The 20,275-nt window shown below is 62.8% G+C and carries 18 protein-coding genes; 10 read left to right on the forward strand and 8 right to left on the reverse strand.

Annotated elements, in window-relative coordinates; all coding sequences use genetic code 11:
* Positions 1–30: 30 nt before the first annotated feature.
* From PHAMO_RS00080 to PHAMO_RS19670, 3 genes are read right to left on the reverse strand one after another with little or no spacing between them, the layout of a single operon-like run.
* Entirely contained in the window at positions 31–900 is an 870-nt protein-coding gene (locus tag PHAMO_RS00080; protein ID WP_002725167.1) for a metal ABC transporter permease, read from the reverse strand.
* On the reverse strand, positions 890–1,636 hold the full coding sequence (locus PHAMO_RS00085; protein WP_002725169.1) for a metal ABC transporter ATP-binding protein: 747 nt from the start codon (positions 1,634–1,636) through the stop codon (positions 890–892). The genes PHAMO_RS00080 and PHAMO_RS00085 overlap by 11 nt, the downstream gene beginning before the upstream one ends.
* Positions 1,633–1,770, reverse strand: coding sequence for a hypothetical protein (locus PHAMO_RS19670; protein WP_162136932.1), 138 nt, complete (start codon positions 1,768–1,770; stop codon positions 1,633–1,635). Before PHAMO_RS19670 ends, PHAMO_RS00085 begins: the two co-directional genes overlap by 4 nt.
* A 161-nt stretch (positions 1,771–1,931) precedes the next feature.
* On the opposite strand from PHAMO_RS19670, the gene PHAMO_RS00090 reads away from it, so the two are divergent.
* A complete protein-coding gene (locus PHAMO_RS00090) occupies positions 1,932–2,213 on the forward strand; it encodes a hypothetical protein (protein ID WP_002725171.1) in 282 nt (93 codons plus the stop codon).
* Positions 2,214–2,363: 150 nt separating this feature from the next.
* Here PHAMO_RS00090 and PHAMO_RS00095 read toward each other — a convergent pair whose 3' ends face one another.
* Genes PHAMO_RS00095 through chlG form a run of 5 tightly spaced genes read right to left on the reverse strand, consistent with a single transcriptional unit; the run spans position 2,364 to position 8,386 of the window.
* Positions 2,364–3,434 carry a phytoene/squalene synthase family protein gene (locus PHAMO_RS00095; protein ID WP_002725173.1) on the reverse strand — a complete coding sequence of 357 codons (1,071 nt, stop codon included), beginning with the start codon at positions 3,432–3,434 and terminating at the stop codon, positions 2,364–2,366.
* A complete protein-coding gene (locus PHAMO_RS00100) occupies positions 3,415–4,941 on the reverse strand; it encodes a phytoene desaturase (RefSeq protein WP_002725175.1) in 1,527 nt (508 codons plus the stop codon). Before PHAMO_RS00100 ends, PHAMO_RS00095 begins: the two co-directional genes overlap by 20 nt.
* Positions 4,942–4,960: 19 nt before the next feature.
* Positions 4,961–6,148 (reverse strand): geranylgeranyl diphosphate reductase, encoded by a 1,188-nt coding sequence (locus tag PHAMO_RS00105; protein WP_002725177.1) that lies wholly within the window; start codon positions 6,146–6,148, stop codon positions 4,961–4,963.
* A gap of 28 nt (positions 6,149–6,176) precedes the next feature.
* A complete protein-coding gene (locus PHAMO_RS00110) occupies positions 6,177–7,499 on the reverse strand; it encodes a BCD family MFS transporter (protein WP_002725179.1) in 1,323 nt (440 codons plus the stop codon).
* Positions 7,496–8,386 (reverse strand): chlorophyll synthase ChlG, encoded by an 891-nt coding sequence (gene chlG, locus PHAMO_RS00115; RefSeq protein WP_002725180.1) that lies wholly within the window; start codon positions 8,384–8,386, stop codon positions 7,496–7,498. Before chlG ends, PHAMO_RS00110 begins: the two co-directional genes overlap by 4 nt.
* Positions 8,387–8,676: 290 nt before the next feature.
* Between chlG and bchF the strand changes: the two genes are divergently transcribed.
* Genes bchF through puhB form a run of 9 tightly spaced genes read left to right on the forward strand, consistent with a single transcriptional unit; the run spans position 8,677 to position 20,264 of the window.
* On the forward strand, positions 8,677–9,270 hold the full coding sequence (gene bchF, locus PHAMO_RS00120) for a 2-vinyl bacteriochlorophyllide hydratase (RefSeq protein WP_081504419.1): 594 nt from the start codon (positions 8,677–8,679) through the stop codon (positions 9,268–9,270).
* Entirely contained in the window at positions 9,267–10,577 is a 1,311-nt protein-coding gene (locus tag PHAMO_RS00125) for a ferredoxin:protochlorophyllide reductase (ATP-dependent) subunit N (RefSeq protein WP_002725182.1), read from the forward strand. The genes bchF and PHAMO_RS00125 overlap by 4 nt, the downstream gene beginning before the upstream one ends.
* A complete protein-coding gene (bchB, locus tag PHAMO_RS00130; protein WP_002725183.1) occupies positions 10,568–12,184 on the forward strand; it encodes a ferredoxin:protochlorophyllide reductase (ATP-dependent) subunit B in 1,617 nt (538 codons plus the stop codon). The genes PHAMO_RS00125 and bchB overlap by 10 nt, the downstream gene beginning before the upstream one ends.
* Positions 12,171–15,767: a magnesium chelatase subunit H gene (locus PHAMO_RS00135; protein WP_235720756.1), complete on the forward strand. Its 3,597-nt coding sequence runs from the start codon at positions 12,171–12,173 to the stop codon at positions 15,765–15,767. The genes bchB and PHAMO_RS00135 overlap by 14 nt, the downstream gene beginning before the upstream one ends.
* Positions 15,764–16,681: a ferredoxin:protochlorophyllide reductase (ATP-dependent) iron-sulfur ATP-binding protein gene (bchL, locus tag PHAMO_RS00140; RefSeq protein WP_002725185.1), complete on the forward strand. Its 918-nt coding sequence runs from the start codon at positions 15,764–15,766 to the stop codon at positions 16,679–16,681. Before PHAMO_RS00135 ends, bchL begins: the two co-directional genes overlap by 4 nt.
* Entirely contained in the window at positions 16,681–17,382 is a 702-nt protein-coding gene (gene bchM, locus PHAMO_RS00145) for a magnesium protoporphyrin IX methyltransferase (protein WP_002725186.1), read from the forward strand. Before bchL ends, bchM begins: the two co-directional genes overlap by 1 nt.
* Positions 17,379–18,794, forward strand: coding sequence for a BCD family MFS transporter (locus PHAMO_RS00150; protein ID WP_002725187.1), 1,416 nt, complete (start codon positions 17,379–17,381; stop codon positions 18,792–18,794). Before bchM ends, PHAMO_RS00150 begins: the two co-directional genes overlap by 4 nt.
* 55 nt (positions 18,795–18,849) lie before the next feature.
* Positions 18,850–19,632: a photosynthetic reaction center subunit H gene (gene puhA, locus PHAMO_RS00155; protein WP_002725188.1), complete on the forward strand. Its 783-nt coding sequence runs from the start codon at positions 18,850–18,852 to the stop codon at positions 19,630–19,632.
* Complete coding sequence (gene puhB / locus PHAMO_RS00160) at positions 19,629–20,264, forward strand: photosynthetic complex putative assembly protein PuhB (RefSeq protein ID WP_002725189.1); 636 nt, start codon at positions 19,629–19,631, stop codon at positions 20,262–20,264. The genes puhA and puhB overlap by 4 nt, the downstream gene beginning before the upstream one ends.
* Positions 20,265–20,275 lie beyond the last annotated feature (11 nt).

Raw genomic sequence — 20,275 nt, forward strand, 5'->3', positions numbered from 1 at the left:
GCCCTCTCCCCAGGAGAGGGCCGTCTTGTTTCAGGCTTCGAAATGAGAGGGGCGGATCAACCGGGGCAGCACTCCGCCGACCCTGCCGAGCAGCAGCGATAGGAGGTAGACCACGCCAGCGACCAGGACAATCGCGGGGCCGGAAGGTAGGTCGAAACGGAACGATAGCACCAGCCCGACATAGCCCGCGCCAAAGGCGATCAGGGCCGCGACGGCCACCAGCGCCCACAGGCGGCGTGCCCACATCCGGGCTGCCGCTGCCGGCAGCATCATCAATCCTACCGCCATCAGGGTTCCCAGCGCCTGGAAACCGGCGACGAGGTTGAGCACGACCAGCACCAAAAAGGCGAGGTGAACCCAGGCTCCGGCTCCGCCCGCGGCACGGAGGAAGCCAGGGTCGAAACATTCGGCGACCAACGGGCGGAACAGCAGGGCAAAACCGCCCAGGGTGATTGAGGCGATGGCGGCGACCAGCAGAAGCGACAGGTCATCGACCGCCAGGACAGACCCAAACAAGACGTGCATCAGATCGACGTTGCTGCCGTGGGCCGAGACGATCATCACCCCCAATGCCAGCGAGATCAGGTAGAACGCGGCGAAGTTGGCGTCTTCGCGCAACGCGGTGAAGCGGGTCGCCAGTCCCGATAGCAGCGCGACCGTCAATCCAGCGACGAAGCCGCCCAGACCCATTGCCGGCAGCGACAATCCGCCGAGCAGAAAGCCAATGGCTGCTCCAGGCAGGACGGAGTGACTCAATGCGTCGCCCAACAGACTCATGCGCCGCAAGAGCAGGAACATCCCGACCGGCGCGCATCCGAGCGACAGCGCCAGACAGGCGACCAAAGCCCGGCGCATGAAGGCGAAATCGGCGAAGGGGGCGATCAGCAGATCATACGCCATCGGAGTATTCCCGGCGGCAAAGCGCCGCGTTCTCGTCCCAGGTCTCGCTGCTCCGGCGCAGCCGTTCCAGCGTTTCGGGCACCAACACGGTTTCTGTCGGCCCCCAGGCCACCGCTTCCCGTGCCAACATCAGGGTGAAGGGAAAGGATCGTCGCACCAATTCCAGATCGTGCAACACGGCGATCACCGTCCTTCCTTCCTCGCCCCAGCGGCAAACGACCGCCATCAGATCGTCGATGGTGCGAGCGTCGATTGCGGCGAACGGCTCGTCGAGCAGGATCGCCGGTCCGTCCTCCAGCATCAGGCGGGCAAATAAGACCCGTTGACGCTGCCCCAGACTGAGCGACCCGATTCCTCGCCGTTCGAAGCCGGGCAGTCCCACCGCTTCCAGTGCCGCCGTCGCCGCGCGGCGCAGATTGGGGCCGATCGTGCCAAAGGCACCGGTGCGTCGCCAATGGCCGAGCAGGACGACATCAAGAACCGAGATGGGAAAGCCGGGTTCCAGTTCGGCTTGCTGCGGTAAATAGGCGATGCGGCCCCGCTCTTCGGCGTTCAATGCGATGCGGCCGCCCAGCGTGGGCAGCAGCCCCTTGATCCCTTTCAGCAGCGTACTTTTTCCCGCGCCGTTGGGACCGATTACGGCGGTCAGCCGACCGGGGGCAAAGGTGCCGCTGAGATGGTGAACCGCCGGATAGCGGTCATAGCCCAGGGTCAGATTCTCCAGGCGGAGGATCATGGGGGCGTCCCCCACCAGCCCAGCGCCCAACCGACCGCCGCCCATAGCGGCACCAGACACAAAACGGCCGCCACCAGACGGGCGAGGGCGCTCCAGGCCAGAAGCGACGGAGGCGGTGAGTTTTCGGAAAGCATGGGGGGTCCGGTTCAATTTATTTTGTTATAACATATCAATTCAACGCCTCTCGCAAGTCTCGTCTCGTTCGTCGTTTCGGTGCGGCCGCGATACTTGACAAACGGGCGTTCGCCGTCGCTACTCTCCTGAGAATCCGTTCTGGGTAAGGGAGGCTCCGGCCATGGATCGCCGTCATTTTCTTCGGGTTACCGCCTTGGCCGGGCTTGGCGTTGCCGTTGGCGGGCGCGAGGCGGCGGCGCTGAAGCAAATCGATTGCTCCGACGATGGCGCGAATTACGCCTGCAAACGGATCGCCGAGCATGAAGGCTTTCTGCGTGATATGGACCAGATGCTGGCTGAGAAGGGCGTAAATGACCCGGCCGAGCGTCAGGCGCTGCTGGCTGCGGCGACCTGTCCTGTCTGCGGCTTGCCGCTGATGCCATCGGCGACCGGCGGGTTCTAAGCCGTACAATCGGCGCTGATCGCCACGCCTACCGATGCCGGTCTGCGCGTGATCTGGTCGTACTATACCAAATATGGGGATGCGGGCGTGACGCCCACTGTCTGCGGCGCCCCGTCCTCTCTGTCACGGAGGGGACGGGGCGGGCATGTTCTATCGCCGCTGAAGTTGATCGCGGCGTTCCAACTGTTCGAACAGGTCAAGCACCCAGATGGCGCGGTCGGTGAAGCTCCACCACCGGATCGGCGGGCGGATCTTGCCGCGTGAGGCTTCCGGCCAGTCGGGGATCGCAGCAACAGCATCAACCAGGAAGCGGGCTTCCTCGACCGGCGGGGCGACCATCTTGCGGGTCGGAATGAAATCGCTGAGGACGATCTTGGTCACCAGCAGCCAGAGCTTGTGATAAAGCGGCACCACCGCGCGGCCCGACACCGAATCATAGCCACGACGTCTGACTTTGTGGCCGATCTCGGCATACAAATAGCGAGCGGCGTGGATCGCACCCCGGCAGGCGGCGGGCAGGGCGTCCACGCCCGCTTCCGAGCGGTCGTAAAGCTCGTCGGCGGCCTTCAACAAGCGCTTGACCACGCGGCCCAAAGCCTTGTCGAATTTGGGGTTCTTCAGCCACTCGTCGGGATCGATCCCTTCTTCGCGCATCCAGGAGAGCGGCAGATAGATGCGACCCTTGCGGGCGTCCTCACCAACGTCGCGGGCGATGTTGGTGAATTGCATCGCGATGCCGAGATCGCAGGCCCGTGCGACCGCTTCGGGGGCGCGTACCCCCATCAGCATCGTCATCATCGCACCGACGGTCCCCGCAACGCGGGTGGCATAAGCGTTGAGTTCGGACAGGGTTTCGTACCGACGCCCCAATCCGTCCCACTCGAAGCCCTCGATCAGGGCGGCGGGCAGGGTTTTGGGGATGCCATAAAAAGCGACAACCTGAGCAAACTCGCGGTCGGCGGCGATGGGGGCCGGATTGCCCGCATAGATGCGGTCGAGGCGGTCGAGCAGCCCTTCGAGCGCGTCGATTCCGCCGCCTTCGTCGATGGCGTCATCGGCGAGACGGCAAAAAGCGTACAACGCGGTTGCCGGCTTGCACACCGAATTGGGGAGCAGAAGAGAGGCGGCGAAGAATGACTTCGACCCGCCTTTCATCAGGGCGCGGCATTCGGCGAAATCGGCCGCAGACGAGGCGGTTTGGTTAGATGAGGGCGTTGGCATCGGGCACCAGCCTGTCAATGACCTGAGCGGAAGACAGCACGCCCGGAAGTCCGGCGCCGGGATGAGTTCCGGCACCGACCAGATACAGCCGGTCGAGTTCTTCGCTGCGGTTGTTGGGACGGAACCACGCGCTTTGCAGCAAGATCGGCTGCATGCCGAACGCGGCGCCACGGAACGATTGTAGCCGGTTCTGGAAGTCGAGCGGCGTCGTCATCCGCGAGGACACGACATTGGCTTCCAGGTCGGGCAGCACGGTACGGCTAAGGTAGGCGGCAATCCGCTTGCGATAAGGTTCGGCCTCGGTCGTCCAGTCGGTATCGCCCTCCAGGTTAGGAACCGGCGACAGGACATAGAACGAATCGCAGCCTTTCGGGGCCATCGACGGGTCGGTTGCCGTGGGGCGATAAAGGTACAGGCTGAAATCCTCGGCCAGAATTTTCTTGTCGAAGATGTCGTGCAGCAGACCGCGATAGCGCGGCCCGAGAAGGATGGTGTGGTGAGCGACATCCTCATACCGCTTCCGAGTGCCAAAGTACCACACGAATGCACTCATCGAGCTGACACTTTTTTCGATTCGCGAATCGGTCCAGCGGAAACGCGGTTCGTCGGCCAGCAATGTGTTGTAGGTGGTGGCGGCATCGGCGTTCGAGACAACGATGTCGGCGTCGATGACTTCGCCGGATTCAAGCCGGACGCCGACGGCGCGGCCATGTTCGGCCAGGATGCGGGCGACGGGAGATTTATAGCGGATCTTATTCCCTTGCCCCTCGATCAGACCGACCAGTCCCTGGACCAAAGCGCCGGTTCCGCCCATCGCGAAATGGACGCCCCAACGCTGTTCCAGGAACGAAATCAGGCTGTAGACCGAGGTCACCGAGTAGGGATTGCCGCCGATCAGCAGCGGATGGAAGCTGAAGACGATCCGCAGAGCCTCGTCCGAAAGATATTCGGAGGCGAATTGGAACACGCTGCGGTAAGAGCGGTGGATCGCCATCGCGGGCGCCACCTTCACCATGTCGATGATCGATGAGAATGGCATCGAGGACAGCTTCTCGAAGCCAACCCGGAACACGCCCTCACTGGCCTTCATGAACCGGTCATAGCCGGGCAGGTCGGCGGGGCAGAACTTTGCCACCTCGGCCCGTATCCGGTCGCGGTCGCCGCAATAATCGAAGGTACGGCCATCGTCGAACCGAATACGGTAGAACGGATCCATCAGCCGGAGGTCGATGTCATCCGACATTTTCTTGCCGCACAGCGACCACAGTTCCTCGAACAGGAACGGTGCGGTGACGATGGTCGGACCGGCATCGAAAGTGAACCCGTCCTGACGGAAAACGTAACCGCGTCCTCCGGCCGCATCGAGACGCTCCAGAACGGTGACGCGATAGCCACGCGCTCCCAGACGGATGGCGGCGGCCAAGCCGCCGTAGCCGCTGCCGATGACGACGGCATGGGGGCGGTTGTCGCCGTCCCGGTTCGTATTCTGACTGTGCTCAAAAGTCACTGACGGGTCTCCGATCTTTTTAGGCTTTGATCAGGCCGGTGAGGTGGGCAATGTTTTTCAGGAAGATGCGGACATGAGCCAGCGGCTTGGCCTTGACCAGCTCCTTGTTCATGTAGGCGTCGAAGGTCAGTTGCTGGACGTCCTGGTCGCGGCAGATGCTGACGAAGCGTTCGCGGCGGTTGTCGTTGCTATACCAGAAGCGCTGCATCACCCCGAGGACACGGAACACGTTACCGTGCGCCTTCATGAAGCGGCGGCGGGCTCCGGCCAAAGCCTTGGATTTTCCGGTGATCAGGAATTCGGCCACCGATTCACCGGCCAGACGGCCGCCGACCATTGCGTAATAGATGCCTTCGCCCGAAGCCGGGGCGACCACGCCGGCGGCATCGCCCGCCAGCAACACGTCGCGGCCATTGTCCCAGACCTTCAGCGGTTCCATCGGGATCGGCGCGCCTTCCTGGCGCAAGGTCTCGGCGCTGTCCAGACCGATGGTCTTGCGCAGGTCGGTTACCGCCTGCCGCATCGAGAAGCCCTTCAACGCGGTGCCGGTGCCGATGCTGACGGTATCGCCATGCGGGAACACCCAGGCATAGAAGTCCGGCGACAGCGGTCCCTGATAATAGACGTCGCAGCGATCGGCTTCATAATTGGCCGGGGGTTGGGTCGGGGTGCGGACAAATTCGTGATAGGCGAAGACGAATTTCAGCTTGTCGGCACCGGGAACCGCCTGATGACCAATAGCGGATTGGGCGCCGTCGGCACCGATCACGGCACGGGCCTTGACCGCCGCCGGGTTGCCCTCGGCATCCTTGTAACGGATCACGGCGACACCGTTTTCATCGCGCTCGAACGTCTCGAAGGTGCCGGTGCGGCGCTCGGCTCCGGCGGTGCGGGCGCGCTCGCGCAGCCATTCGTCGAAGGTCGAGCGGTTGACCATGCCGACATAGCCACCTTCGATCGGAATATCGACGTGCTGGTTCGAGGGGGCGATCATTCGCGCCTTGGTGATTCTCGCCACGAGCAGGCTGTCGGGAATCTCGAATTCAGCCATCAGTCGCGGAGGCACCGCACCACCGCAGGGCTTGATTCGTCCGGCGCGGTCCAGCAGCAGAACAGAAAAGCCCCGCCGGGCCAGATGGGTCGCGGCGGTCGCTCCGGCCGGTCCACCGCCAACCACTACGGCGTCGAAAGTCTTAAGGTCGGTCATCGTCTTTCCCCCCGATTGGTTTTTCGGCTTAACCGCCGACCGGTCCCTCGGCCTCGTCTTGGCGCGGCCGGGACTGGAACACACTCACCGCCAACCAGGCGGCGACAACGAATAACAGGGCTTCCATCGCGAACACCGCGGCATAAGCGGCGGCGGGCGATCCCAGAAGCCAGCGGGCCAGATCGCTCGATGCGGTCGCCACCAATCCGCCCAAGGCGAAGGCAACGGCCTGGGCGGCCCCCCAGATCCCCATCCGGGTTCCTTCGCGCGATTTCGTGCCGTGACCGACCATCGACATCATTGAGCTGATTGCCGAGACGGCGAACGCGCCATTGGCGACGCCCAGGATGAACACGGTCAGGTCAAGCGGCCAGTCCGGTGCGACAAAGCCCGATCCGGCCAGGACCAGCAACATCACTCCCGAGCCGACGCAGCCGATCATCGTCGAGGCGCGCATCGTTCCGGCCCAACGGCGTGCCAGAATGGTGCACAATGTTCCGGCCAGGATCATGCCGAGCAACGCTCCGCCATGTTGCATTCCGGTGATCCGTGCCGTTTCGCCGACAGTGCGGCCATAGACGTGACCGGCGAACGGCTCCAGGATCAGTTCCTGGGCGTTGTAGGCCAGCATCGACACGAAGATGAACAGAGTCAGGCTGCGGGCCTGCGGTTCCGACCATACTTCGGCCAGTGCCTTCATAAACGGTTGCTGTTGCTTTTCCGGCGGCGGGGCGGAGTCGGTCGAGACCGGCCCTTCGACGCCCCACAAAGCCAGTCCGGTCAGCACCAGCGCAAAGACGCCGACGCCGACAGTGACCTCGATCAGCCGCTCCGCAGAGAACGGAGCCAGCAGCTTGCTGACGGTTCCGGCGGTGATCGCCATTCCGGCGATCATCATCACCCAGACGATCGTTGCCGCGGCGGGACGCAGGGCAGGCGTAACCCGCTTTGCCATCAGGACCAGCAGCGTGGTTCCAGAGGTGCCCGCGCCGAGTCCGACCAGGGTGAAGCCGATGAATGAGACTGCCAGACCCAGGCTCAACGAGGTCTGAATGAGCGGAATCGCCAATGCGGCGGCGATTCCGCCAAAGGCGAGGACCACTTGTCCGCCCATGATCCAGGGCGCGCGGCGGCCCCCCTGATCCGAGCCATAACCCATGCGGGGGCGCAGGATCTGGACGGCATAATGCCACGCCACCAGAATGCCGGGGACCAGGGCAGGCAGAGCCAACTCAACCGCCATCACGCGATTGACGGTCGAGGTGGCGAGAACGACGATTGCCCCCAGGGACGCCTGAATCAGCCCAAGACGGGCAATGCCAAACCAGCCGAGGGCCACCCCGGAACTCACCGGGCCACCCCCGCATTCAACGCAATCGCGCTGACCATCATGCCGAGCACATAAAGGGTGATGCCGGTGGCGTTGTACCAGGGAGCCAGCTCGGCCGGGCGCTTCAGCAACTTAACCATCAGCACGCCCTGAATCGCCAGCAGCAGGGTGATAATCGCGGCTGCGGTGGAGTGACCCCACAGCAGAAGCAACAGGATCACCGCCACCTGGGGGGCAGCCATTACCTTGCAGGCCAGCACCCCGGCCTTGTCCGGCCCAAGCAGCACCGGCAGCGAGTTGACGCCCATCTGGCGGTCGCCTTCGACCGACTTGAAATCGTTCAGGGTCATGATGCCGTGGGCACCGGCGCTATAGAGCGCGGCCAGCACGAACACCTTCCAGTCGGGGAGGCCGCCGGTCATCACGGCGGCGCCGGTGATCCAGGGCAGTCCCTCGTAACAGGCGGCGCAGGCCAGATTGCCGTGCCAGCCGTTCTCCTTCAGCCGCCACGGCGGCGCGCTGTAGGCCCAGGCGAGGGCGAGGCCAACCAGGGCGGCGACGAACACAACCGTACCGAGATACAGGGCGACCAACGCCGAAAGAGCGGTCCAGCCGATTGCGATATAAAGCCCGGTCTGACCGGGCAGTCGGCCCGATGGGATCGGGCGGTTGGGTTCGTTGATGGCATCGACGTGACGGTCGAACCAGTCGTTGACGGCTTGACTGGTGCCGCAGACCAGAGGACCGGCCAGGGCGATGCCGGCGACAACGAAGCCGAAATTGTCGATAACCGACTGGCCCGAGGAGACCACGCCGCACCCGAACGCCCACATCGGCGGGAACCACGTGATGGGCTTGAGCAGTTCCAACGCAGGGGCGATGGTCGTGCGCGCTTTCACCAAATCCATGACCCTCTTGTCTCCCTCAGACACCGGCAAAGCGCCGCCATTAGACGCGGGCCAAGCACCCGCTCTTTGGAATTAACTCTGCAATCCAGGCAGCGCCTCCCCCGGCGCGGTCTGGGCGGCCAATTTAAGGGGGGAGATCGCCCGCTTGCAAGGCGAATTGCACCGCGTCGAAAAGGGGCGTCATGGCCCGACTTTGGCGGAAATGGCCGACAGGAACGCTTGGTTGACACCCCCAGATCGACCGTATAGCATCCCGAGTCATGCTTCCGGCTGGGGGGAACGTCGGTAAGATGTCAGGCCTTAATTTCGTCTACAACTTGGTCGATTCAATGGACAGATGCCCTTGGGGAACTGTGGCGGGGCGTAGCAACGCTCGCCACGAGTCGTCGCCACCCGCACCGCCCGCGCCCTTGTACACGCCCGAAGAGCGTCTTCGGCGCGATCAGACGCCTTGGACCCTGGTTCAGGGGATTCTGGCTCCCGTTCAATTCATTGTCTTTCTGGTCAGTCTCGGGCTGGTGATCAACTACCTCGTCACCGGATCGGGCGAGACCGCCGCGACCGTTTCAATTGTCGCCAAGACCTTGATTCTCTACACCATTATGATTACCGGAGCGATCTGGGAAAAGGTGGTGTTCGGCTGCTATCTGTTCGCTCGTGCGTTCTTCTGGGAAGATGTGTTCAGCTTCCTGGTTCTGACTCTTCACACGGTCTATCTGTGGGGTCTGCTGACTGGTTCGTTGACCATCCAACAGCAGATGTACGTGGCGCTTGCCGCCTATGCCACCTACGTCGTCAATGCGGGCCAGTTCCTGCTGAAGCTTCGTGCCGCCCGGCTCCAGGCCGAGGCCGAAGCTGCCAGCACGGGCGGGTCCGCGCAATGACCGTTCTTCCAGCAGCGACGTCCGTGGAGATCAAGTCTATGGGGTGTGACGATAGCGCCGTGCTGCGCGAACGCGGCCAGCGCGAGGTTTTTTGCGGACTTGCTCCGATCGTGTGGTTGCATCGTAAGATCCAGGACGCCTTTTTTCTGGTCGTCGGGTCGCGGACCTGTGCCCATTTGATTCAATCGGCTGCAGGCGTGATGATTTTCGCCGAGCCGCGTTTCGCCACGGCGATCATTGAGGAACGCGATCTGGCCGGCCGTGCCGACGCCAACGCTGAACTCGACCGCATTGTGACCCGGCTGCTCGAACGGCGTCCCGATATCCGTATGCTGTTCCTGGTCGGCTCCTGTCCGTCCGAAGTGATCAAGCTTGATCTCGATCTGGCCGCCGACCGTCTGATGCGGACCGTTGGCACCGGAGTTCGGATTGTTCACTTCTCCGGCAGCGGGTTGGAAACCACCTTCTCGCAGGGCGAGGATGCCTGTCTTACCGCTCTGGTACCGCATCTGCCTGCGGCCGAGGCCGGGGCGGGGCGCTCTTTGCTGGTGGTTGGTTCGTTGGCCGAGGTAGTCGAAGGGCAACTTCAACGCCTGCTTGAAGGGCTAGGGATCGAACGAGTCCGTTTCTTCCCGCCGCGCAATTCCGACGATTTGCCGCCGGTCGGGCCGGATACCGTGATTCTGCTGGCGCATCCGTTCCTTGCCACCACGGCCCGCGCCCTCGAATCTCGGGGGGCGACCCGCGTGTCGGCACCGTTCCCGTTGGGTGCCGAAGGGACCACTTTGTGGCTGAAGGCCGCTGCCGATGCGTTCGGCGTCGCGCCCGAGCGGTTCGAGGCGGTTACCGCCCCGGCGGCGGCGCGCGCTAAAATGGCGCTTGAGCGTTATCGCGAGGAATTGAGCGGCAAGACGATCTTCTTCTTCCCGGACTCGCAGATCGAGATTCCGCTGGCCCGTTTCCTGTCGCGGGAATTGGGAATGACTCTGGCCGAGGTCGGTACGCCCTATCTGAACCGTCAGTTGATCGCGCCGGAATTGGCGTTGTTGCCGAGCGGCACCCGGCTGTCGGAAGGGCAGGATCTCGAACGCCAGCTTGATCGCTGTCGCGCCGATCATCCCGATCTGGTGGTGTGCGGATTAGGACTTGCCAATCCGTTCGAAGCCGAGGGGATCGCCACGAAGTGGTCGATCGAGCTTCTTTTTACTCCGATCCAAGGCTATGATCAGGCTGGCGATCTGGCGGAGCTCTTCGCCAGGCCTTTGGTGCGTCGGTCACGGCTGGTGGAGCTTGCGCCATGCAATTGACCCTCTGGACCTACGAGGGGCCGTCCCATATCGGCGCGATTCGTGTCGCCGCCGCAATGACCGGCGTTCATTTCGTTCTGCACGCGCCGCAGGGCGATTCCTATGCCGATCTGTTGTTCACGATGATCGAGCGTGGACAAAAGCGTCCTCCGGTCACTTACACCAGCTTCCAGGGCCGCGAACTGGCCTCCAATACCAGCGAGTTGTTCAAGACGGCGGCTCGTGACGCGATCGAACGCTACAAGCCGCAGGCGCTGTTGGTGGGGTCGAGTTGCACCGCTGAACTGATTCAGGACGATACCGGCGGCCTCGCTCGTGCGATGAATCTGCCGATTCCGGTGGTGCCGGTCGAATTGTCGGCGTTCATGCGCAAGGAAAATTGGGGCGCGAACGAGACCTTCTACCAGTTGGTCCGTGCTTTGGCGGGACCAAATGTTCCCGCCCCCGGCACGCCTCGCCCGCCCCGTGCGCCCGGACAGCGGCCCCGTTGCAATCTGCTGGGGGCGACCTCGCTTGGTTTCCGCCACCGTGACGATGTTACCGAGATCACCCGTCTGCTCGACCGGATCGGGATTGATGTCAATGTCGCCGCGCCGTTGGGGGCCAGCCCGGCCGATCTTGCCCGTCTGGGCGACGCCGACTTCAACGTAGTGCTCTATCCCGAAGTCGCCTCGGCGGCGGCGGAGTGGCTGAAGCGCTCGTTCGGGCAGCCTGCCGTGACGACCGTTCCGTTAGGGATCGGCGCGACCATCGACTTCATCAAGGAGGTCGCCGCGCTGGCCGGAATTGATCCGGCTCCTGCCCTGGCGACGTTGCCGTCTCGCTTGCCGTGGTACTCGCGTTCGGTCGATTCGAACTATCTGACCGGCAAGCGGGTGTTCGTGTTCGGCGACGCCACCCACGCGGTGGGAGCGGCTCGGGTTGCTGTGAAGGAACTGGGCTTTACCGTGGTCGGCCTCGGGACCTATAGCCGCGAGCAAGCCCGCGATGTCCGTGAGGCGGCGAAGCTGTACGGCGTCGAGGCGCTGATCACCGACGATTATCTGGAAGTTGAGGCCAAGGTGGCCGAGGCCCAGCCCGATCTGGTGTTGGGAACCCAGATGGAACGCCATGTCGCGAAGCGGCTGGGGGTTCCCTGTGCGGTGATCTCGGCCCCGGTCCATGTTCAGGATTTTCCGGCGCGCTATGCGCCCCAGCTTGGGTTCGAAGGCGCGAACGTGCTGTTCGACACCTGGATTCATCCGCTGATGATGGGGCTGGAGGAACATTTGCTGACAATGTTCCGGCACGATTTCGAATTTCACGAGGAGGCGGCGCCGTCGCATCTCGGACGCGGTGCCGCCCAGGCGGCCGAACGTCCGGCCGATCCTGTTGCCGTCGCGGCCGCTCCGGCGGTTGCCCCCGACACGTCCGGTTCCACGTCTGCTCCCGCTACCGGCGATATCGTCCCGGTCTGGACGGCGGACGCGGAAAAAGAGTTGCTCAAGGTGCCGTTCTTTGTCCGCGGTAAAGCTCGCCGCAACACCGAACGGTTCGCTCGCGAGCGTGGTTTGGCCCAAATTACCGTTGAGGCGCTTTATGATGCAAAAGCGAATGTCGGGCGCTGAGTCGACGCCGATCCGCGTCGTCATCGTGACGATGGACAGCCATCTTGCGGCTGCGGTGGATCGTGCTGGCGCGGTGTTGCGGCAGGAAGTGCCCACCCTTGAACTGGTGATGCACTCGGCCGACGAATATTGCAACGATGCCGGGGCCCTCGCGAGCTGCATCGCCGATATCGAGACGGCTGATATTGTCGTTTCCTGCATGCTGTTCCTGGATGAGCACATCCGGGCCGTCCTGCCGGCGTTGACCGCCCGGCGCGATGCGTGTGACGCGATGCTGTGCTGCCTGTCGGCCAGCGAGGTGATGAAGCTTACCAAGCTTGGCAAGTTCACCATGAACGGTGAAGCCAAGGGTATGATGGCGCTGCTGAAGAAGCTGAAGGGCGACAGCGGCAACAAGGGCACCAGCGGTCAGGGCCAGATGAAGATGTTGCGTCAGCTGCCCAAGCTGATGCGCTTTATTCCCGGCACCGCTCAGGATGTCCGCGCCTATTTCCTTTGCCTGCAATACTGGCTGGCCGGGTCGGACCAAAACGTCGCCAACATGGTTCGTCTGCTGATCGAGCGCTATGCCGCCGGTCCGCGCAAAGGTCTTGCCCATTCGGTCAAGGTCGCGGACCCGATCGAATATCCCGATGTCGGCTTGTACCATCCCAAGGCCAAGAACCGGATCGTCGAGCATCTGAGCGATCTGCCCAAAATCGGCGGAGAGACTGGCACCGTTGGCGTTCTGGTGCTGCGTTCCTACGTCCTGGCTGGTAATTCCGCTCATTACGACGGTGTGATTGCCGCGCTGGAAGCCAAGGGGCTGAAGGTGATCGTCGCTTTCGCCAGCGGACTCGATCCGCGCGAGGCGATCGATCAGTACTTCTTCAAGGACGGCGTTCCGACGATCGATCTGATGTTGTCTTTGACCGGATTCTCGTTGGTTGGTGGACCGGCCTATAACGACGCCCATTCGGCCGAGACAGTGTTGTCTAAGTTGGATGTGCCCTATATCGCGGCCCATGCGGTTGAATTCCAGACTCTGGATCAGTGGCGGGCGGATTCACGCGGCCTGATGCCGATTGAAGCGACGATGATGGTCGCGCTTCCGGAACTCGACGGCGCGATCTGCCCGATGACCTTCGGCGGCCGTCCCGCCGCCAGCGACGGACAGAAGCGTCGCGAGATGGTGGTCGATGAGGAACGGGCCGAGACTCTGGCCGCTCGTGTCGCCAAGCTGGTGACGTTGCGTCGGACCGAGCGGGCCAACCGCAAGGTCGCGGTGATCCTGTTCAACTTCCCGCCCAATGCCGGCAAGGTCGGTACGGCCGCGTTCCTGGCGGTATTCCCGTCGGTGTTCAATACGCTGAAGGCGATGAAGGCGGCCGGTTATCAGGTTGACGTGCCTGACTCTGCCGATGCGCTGCGTGATTCGCTGCTGCTGGGCAACACTTCGCTCTATGGCACTCCGGCCAATGTCGCGGCGCGAATTTCGGCCGAGGACCACGTTCGTCACGAGCGCTATCTGCCCGAAATCGAAGGGCAGTGGGGGCCGGCTCCTGGGCGTCAACAGTCCGATGGTGCCAGCATTTTCGTGCTGGGGCAGCAGTTCGGCAATGTCTTTGTCGGTGTGCAGCCTGCCTTCGGTTACGAAGGCGACCCGATGCGCCTTCTGTTCGAGAAGGGGTTCTCGCCGACTCATGCCTTCTCCGCGTTCTATCGTTGGATTCGCGAGTCCTTCGGTGCCCATGCGGTTCTGCATTTCGGCACGCACGGCGCGCTGGAATTCATGCCGGGCAAGCAATCCGGTCTGTCCGAGGCGTGCTGGCCGGATCGGTTGATCTCGGATTTGCCGAATTTTTACCTGTATGCCTCGAACAACCCGTCTGAAGGCACGATTGCCAAACGTCGGGCAGCGGCGTCGCTGATCAGCTACCTGACTCCTCCGATCACCCATTCCGGTCTGTATCGTGGTTTGCAGGATCTGAAGACCTCGATCGATCGTTGGCGCCAACTGGAGCCGGATTCAGATCCTGAGCAGCGGGCGTCTCTGGCCGATCTGATCCAGGCCCAGGCGGCCGCCGTCGATCTGGCTCAGCTTGAACCGGCGTGGGAACCCGAGGCCCGTCAGAAAGCGGTCGAGACCCTCAATAACGAGTTGCTCGAACTGGAACTGACCCTGATTCCAAACGGGTTGCATGTCGTTGGAGAACCGGAAACCCCGGAAGAACGATCCGATATGCTTGATGCCGCTGGCATTACCGACCCGGAAAACCGGGCTCGTGTCGATGATCTGTTGTCGCGCGATTACGAAATCCCGGCGATTCTCAGTGCGCTCGACGGCCGCTATATCCGCCCGGCTCCGGGTGGTGATCTGCTGCGGACCACCGATGTGTTGCCGACCGGCCGCAATCTGCATGGCTTCGATCCGTTCCGCATCCCGAGCGCGTTCGCGGTCAAGGACGGGGCGCGGCAGGCTGGACGCATCCTTACACGCCATCAGGCCGATGGGCACGGCGTGCCCGAGACGGTGGCGATCGTGCTGTGGGGGACCGACAATCTGAAGACCGAGGGCGGTCCGATCGCCCAGGCCTTGTGGCTGATGGGTGCCGAACCCCGCCACGATTCCTACGGTCGTCTGTGCGGGGCTCAGTTGATTCCGTTGGAGACGCTGGGACGTCCGCGCATCGATGTGGTCTTGACTCTGTCTGGTATCTTCCGCGATCTGCTGCCGTTGCAGACCCGGATGCTGGCCGAGGCGGCGTTGCTTGCAGCCAGCGCCGACGAAGATCCCGAGCAGAATTTTGTCCGCAAGCATGCGCTGTCGATCATCGAGTCGACCGGATGCGAGATGACCGAAGCGGCGCTTCGCGTCTTCGGTAACGAGGATGGTGCCTATGGTGCCAACGTCAACCAATTGGTTGAAGCCGGTGCCTGGGATGACGAGGACGAACTGGCCGACGCCTATCAGAAGCGCAAAGGATTTGCCTTTGGCGTTAACGGTAAGCCGGCTCGCAACGACGCGGTGCTCAACAAGCTGTTGGCCAGCGTCGATGTCACCTATCAGAACGTTGATTCGGTCGAAGTCGGCGTCACCACCGTTGATCACTATTTCGACTCGTTGGGCGGCATCACCCGCGCGGTGAAGCGGGCGCGCGGCGGCACTTCGGCGGCGACCTATATCGGCGACCAGACCCACGGCGAAGGCACCGTGCGGACTCTGGCCGAGCAGGTCTCGCTCGAAACCCGGACCCGTACCCTGAACCCGAAATGGTACGAGGCGTTGCTGGCGCACGGCTATGAGGGGGTCCGCGAGATCGAAGCGCAGGTTACGAATACCCTGGGCTGGTCGGCGACCACCGGCGAAGTGGCACCTTGGGTCTATCGGCAGTTGACCGAAACCTACATGCTCGATCCCGAGATGCGCGAGCGCTTGGCCAAGCTCAATCCAACCGCGTCGGCCAAGATCGCCAACCGTCTGATCGAGGCGCATGAACGCAATTACTGGTCACCGGATGAGGACATGTTGAAGGTGTTGCAGGAAGCCGGCCGCGAATTGGAAGACCGTCTTGAAGGCGTTAACGTCGGGGTTGCCGCATGAGAACCGAAAACGGCGCCGGTGACGGCTGTGACAGCCCGAGCCACTGCCCCGACGAAGATGGAAGCGTGCAGGTGAAGCCAGACCCTCGCGTCAAGATCGGCTCCGCCAAGGTGTTCACGATCTATGGTAAGGGTGGCATCGGCAAATCGACCACTTCGTCTAATTTGGCGGTGGCCTTCTCGAAGTTGGGCAAACGGGTCCTCCTGATCGGCTGTGACCCCAAGCACGATTCGACCTTCACCCTGACCAAGCGTTTGACCACCACGGTCATCGACGTGCTCGAAGAGGTCGATTACCACCCCGAGGAACTGCGGACCGAAGATTTCGTGTTCGAGGGGTATAATGGTGTGATGTGCGTCGAAGCCGGTGGGCCGCCTGCCGGCACCGGCTGTGGCGGCTATGTTGTCGGTCAGACCGTCAAGTTGCTGAAGGAACATCACCTTCTCGACGAGACCGATGTCGTGGTGTTTGACGTGCTGGGCGATGTCGTCTGTGGCGGGTTCGCCGCGCCGCTGCATTATGCCGACCGCGCCCTGATCGTTGCCGCCAATGATTTCGATTCGATCTTTGCGATGAATCGGATCATCGCGGCGATCCAGGCCAAAGCGCGCGATTATCCGGTGCGGGTGGGCGGCATGATCGCCAACCGCAGTGCCGCCACCGATCAGATCGACAAGTTCAACGATCTGGCCGGGATGAAGCGTCTGGCTCACATGCCCGAACTCGATGTGATCCGCAAAAGTCGTCTGCAAAAGGCAACTCTGTTCGAGTTGGATCCGTCCAACCCCGACGTCGCGACGGCTCAGACGGAGTACTTGCGTTTGGCCACGCAATTGTGGGCCGGGGTCGAGCCATTGGAGGCCGCGCGGTCTCTGAAGGACCGTGAAATCTTCGATCTGTTGGGATTCAATTGATGCCGACCGCCAATTACCAACAACGTAAGGGCTGGCTCGCCACTTACTTCGACCGGACCGCCGCCGACGCTTGGGCCAAGCTAACGTCAGACAGCCCTGTCAGCCGAATTCGCGCCACCGTCCGCGCTGGGCGCGAAGAAATGCGCGGCACCTTGATGAGTTGGCTGCCCGCCGATATGACTGGGATGCGTTTGCTTGACGCTGGCTGTGGAACCGGGCTGCTCGCCGTCGAGGCGGCGCGGCGTGGCGCTCAGGTGGTGGCGATCGATCTGTCGCCGACTCTGATCGGCGTTGCCAAGGAACGCATGCCGGACGATCTGGCTCCGGGAAGTATCGACTTCCGCTCGGGAGATATGCTCGATCCCGCCCTCGGCACCTTTGACTATGCCGTGGCGATGGACTCGATCATCCATTACGATACACCGGATAAGGTTAAGGTCGTTGCCGCCCTTGCGGCGATGACCCGTCGTGCCGTGTTGTTCACGTTTGCTCCGCGCACGCCGCTCCTGATGCTGATGCATCAGGCCGGCAAGTTCTTCCCGCGCGGAGATCGCGGTCCGTCGATCGTTCCGGTTGAGGAGAAGGCGCTGTTGGCAACGATTGCCACGACATCCGAATTGGCGGGCTGGAGTCCGGGGCGGACCCGGCGTATCCTGACCGGGTTTTATAAATCCCAGGCGCTGGAGCTGCGGCGGTCATGAAGAGGCTTACCAACAGCATTGCGCGCTCGTTGGTGGGAATCGACTCGCGATTCCTGCCCTTCGCCGATATTGGCACGCCCGATCTTCCGCTTAGTCGCCTGATTCGTCTGTCTCTGTTCCAGTTGACGGTCGGCATGGCGGTCGTTCTCGTCATCGGTACCCTGAATCGGGTGATGATCGTCGAACTCGGCGTCCCGGCGTGGCTGGTGGCGCTGATGGTGGCGTTGCCGCTGATTCTCGCGCCGTTCCGGACGTTCATCGGGTTCAAGTCAGACCATCACCGCTCTGCCCTCGGCTGGCGGCGCGTTCCCTATATCTGGATGGGAACGATGTTGCAGTTCGGCGGTCTGTCGATCATGCCGTTCGCCTTGCTGCTGCTGTCCGAGCCTTCGGTGGGGCCGAACGTGGTTGGGCAGATTGGTGCCGCTGCCGCGTTCCTTCTGGTCGGCGCGGGGATGCATACCGCCCAAACCGTTGGTCTGGCCCTGGCCGCCGACATGGCGCCGGAGGAGAGCCGTCCTCGGGTTGTGGCGATGATGTGTTCAATGCTGCTGGTTGGCATGGTCGTCAGTGCCGTCGTGTTCGGCATTCTGCTATCCGATTTCACGCCGCAGCGTTTGATTGAAGTCGTGCAAGGCGCAGCCTTCGTCACGATGTTGTTGAATTCCATCGCTCTGTGGAAGCAGGAACCGCGCGATCCCAACCGCGCCACGTCCGCTGCCGCGAGAGCTGCGATCCCGGAGCCTCGTTTCCGCGACGCGTGGAAAGATTTCATGCAGGACCCCAACGCGACCCGTCGGCTGGTCGCCATTGGGGTTGGGACCGTCGGTTTCAGCATGCAGGACGTACTGCTGGAACCGTTCGGCGGTCAGGTTCTGCATCTTCCGGTAGCCGCCACGACGGCGCTGACCGCCCTGCTCGCCATCGGCGGGTTGGCCGGGTATCTCGTTGTGGCGCGGGGGCTTGCCGCCGGTATGAACGTTCACCGCTTGGCCCAGATCGGAGTTTTCTCGGGCTTGGCGGCTTTGATCAGTCTGATCGTTTCCGCCCCGACTCATTCGGTTGCGCTGTTCGCTCTCGGGACAGTGCTGATCGGGTTCGGAACCGGTCAGTTTGTTGCCTCGACCCTGTCGGCTTCGATGGGGCTGGCAAAGAAAGGCGACAGTGGGTTGGCACTGGGCGCCTGGGGGGCGGTTCAGGCTTCTGCGGCCGGGATCGCGATTGCTCTGGGGGGGGTGACCCGGGATGGGGTGTCCAGTCTGGCGGCCTCCGGCGCGCTGGGTGCGGCCCTCAACGACCCGGCCACCGGCTACGCTGTAGTTTATACTATCGAAATCCTGATGCTGCTCGCCGCGCTGATCGCCCTTGGCCCCCTGTTGCGGGACCAGGGCAACAAAGCTGGTCAGCGTTAGTCAATGTCCGGCCTCGCCGGGCTTCCTAGTTAATCTCTACGATTGAGGTCATACCATGGACATCGGCGCTTTCACTCCTTACGTAGACGCGGCTCAGCTTACGCTGTATGCGTTCTGGGCGTTCTTCGCCGTACTGGTCTACTATCTCCGCTCGGAAGACAAGCGCGAGGGCTATCCGCTGGTGACGGATGGGCCGAACCCCGAGCGTCTGATCGGCTTCCCGCCGCTGCCCGAGCCGAAGACCTTCGTGCTGCGTGACGGGTCCACCCGTACCGCTCCGCGGGCCGAGGCTCTGGTTCCGGTGACCGGCGCGGTTCCGGCTTACAAGTTCGATGGCGCTCCGCTGATTCCGACCGGCAATGCTCTGCTGTCCGGCATCGGCCCGGCCGCGTGGGCCGAACGTGCTGATACTCCGGATATCGATGCCGAAGGTCACAACCGTCTCGTCCCGTTGCGTGTCGCTACCGATCTTTCGGTTGCGTCTGACGATCCCGATCCGCGTGGTTTCAAGGTTATCGGCGCCGACGGCAAGGTTGCCGGCACCGTCTCCGACGTTTGGGTCGATCGTGGCGATCTGCTGATTCGCTACTACGAAGTCGCCGCCCGCACCAGCGAGACCGCTTCTGCTCGTACCGTCCTGATCCCGGCTCCGCTGGTTAAGGTCCACGGCGACGACAAGAAGGTCACCACCGGTTCGGTTCCGGCCGCTCAGTTCGGTGCTGCTCCGGCTCTGTCGAACCCTGATCGCATCACCCTGCTCGAAGAAGACCGCGTCAGCGCCTATTTCGGCGGTGGCTATCTGCTTGCTACGGCTGATCGGTCGGAATCCTGGCTGTGAGCGATCACGACCATCATTTTGAAATGGTCCCGGGCTTGCCCGGGCCTCTTCCTCAGGGGGAGCGCCTGCTTTGGCAGGGCTCCCCTTCCTGGTGGCAGCTGACTTCCCGCGCCTTTCGGTTCGGTTGGTTGGCTGTCTACTTTGGTCTTCTGGCTGTTTGGCGCGCGATTGCCGCGATTGCTGACGGGGGCGGAGCCCTTGATGCTGCATTCGCTGGCGGTCTGATGGTTGTGGCCGGTTTGGCCGCGGCTTGGGTTCTGGTCTTGATCGGCTGGTCCAGCGCCAGGGCAACGACCTATTCCATCACCAACCGGCGGGTGGTTATTTCACACGGCGTCGCTTTGCCGCTTTCGGTCAACCTGCCGTTCGGGATGATCGAGTCCGCCGATCTTAAAACCTATTCCGATGGGACTGGAGATATCTCCCTCTCATTGAACGGGGATCAGCACTTGGCCTATCTCGTACTTTGGCCGCATGCTCGTCCCTGGCGGTTCAGCAAGGTCGAGCCGATGCTGCGCGCCGTTCCTGGTGCGGTTGCGATCGCCCGTATCCTTGGGTCTGCCTTGACTGAGGCCGACCCTGCCCATGCCGCCGCTGCCGGTTCGGTTGCGCGCGAAGACGCCGAAGTCTGATTCGGGAGATG

The sequence above is a fragment of the Magnetospirillum molischianum DSM 120 genome, assembly GCF_000294655.1.
Lineage (GTDB): Bacteria > Pseudomonadota > Alphaproteobacteria > Rhodospirillales > Magnetospirillaceae > Phaeospirillum > Phaeospirillum molischianum.